Origin of the sequence: Pelagibacterium sediminicola, from assembly GCF_003390885.1 — a bacterium.
In the GTDB taxonomy this organism is placed as follows: domain Bacteria; phylum Pseudomonadota; class Alphaproteobacteria; order Rhizobiales; family Devosiaceae; genus Pelagibacterium; species Pelagibacterium sediminicola.
In genome coordinates, this window is sequence record NZ_QMEL01000028.1 from 1 (window position 1) to 1,260 (window position 1,260).

The 1,260-nt window shown below is 59.9% G+C and carries 1 pseudogene; it reads right to left on the minus strand.

What is annotated here, in order from left to right:
* Positions 1-25: 25 nt before the first annotated feature.
* A pseudogene (locus DQG18_RS15865) lies at positions 26-1,194 on the minus strand (IS3 family transposase).
* Positions 1,195-1,260: the final 66 nt, after the last annotated feature.

The window sequence follows — 1,260 nt, forward strand, 5'->3', positions numbered from 1 at the left end:
CCTATAAAGTGGTCCGGTTTCAGTCTTAATGCATGATCGGCTTTTCGACCATTGCCTGTGCAGAAGGTGGTGCCGATCCACTGGTTGGCGCCGGCCAGACGATGGCTTCCGGCGCCGGCGGTTTGTAACCGAGCGATGAGTGCGGCCTCTAGGTGTTGTAATAGCGCCGCCATGCCTCGATGATGACCCTGGCCTCAGCGAGGCTATAGAAGATCTCACCGTTGAGCAGTTCGTCGCGCAGCTTGGAGTTGAAGCTCTCGCAGTAGCCGTTCTCCCACGGGCTTCCCGGTTCGATGAAGGCGGTTTTCGCGCCGACAGCGGCGATCCACTCCCGCACTGCCTTAGCAATGAATTCCGGGCCATTGTCGGAACGAACATGGCCTGGCACACCGCGCATGATGAACAGGTCCGACAAGGCGTCGATGACGTCGGTCGAGTTGAGCTTGCGATCGATGCGGATCGCCAGGCATTCCCGGGTGAACTCGTCGATGATGTTGAGCATGCGGAACTTCCTGCCATCGTGGGTCCGGCCCTCGACAAAGTCATAGGACCAGACATGGTTGGGGTGCTCCGGCCGAAGCCGGATACATGATCCGTCATTTAGCCAGAGACGCCCTCTTTTCGGTTGCTTCTGGGGAACCTTCAGCCCCTCCCGCCGCCAGATGCGCTCGACGCGTTTGGCGTTCACCGTCCAGCCCTCAGACCGCAGCATCGCCGTGATCCGGCGGTAGCCATAGCGGCCATACCGTGAAGCAAGACGAGTGATGTCGGCGGTGAGCGCCTCTTCATCCGGCCGGCCTGTGGGCTTCTTGCGTTGGGTCGAACGGTGCTGGCCGAGAACCTTGCAGGCGAAGCGCTCCGAGATGGAGAACTTTGCCATGACATGGTCGACGCAGCGGCGACGACGGGCGGGGCTTAGAAGTTTCCCGAGGCAGCCTCTTTCAGGATCAGCTTCTCGAGCGTCAGGTCCGAAACCGCCTTGCGTAGCCGATCGTTCTCTTTCTCCAGCTCCTTGAGACGCTTCACCTGGTCGCCCTTCAGGCCACCGAACTCCTTGCGCCACCGGTAATAGGTAAACTGCGTCACGCCGATTGAGCGAACCGCTTCGCCAACCGGGCGTCCTTGCGACAACAGAACATCGACCTGGCGCAGCTTCGCGACGATCTCTTCGGGCTTGTGCTTCTTCTGGGGCATTCCAAAATCCTCTCTAACGGCTAAATAGCCTACTTCAGGGAGGACCACTTTTCAGGGGGCAGGCCA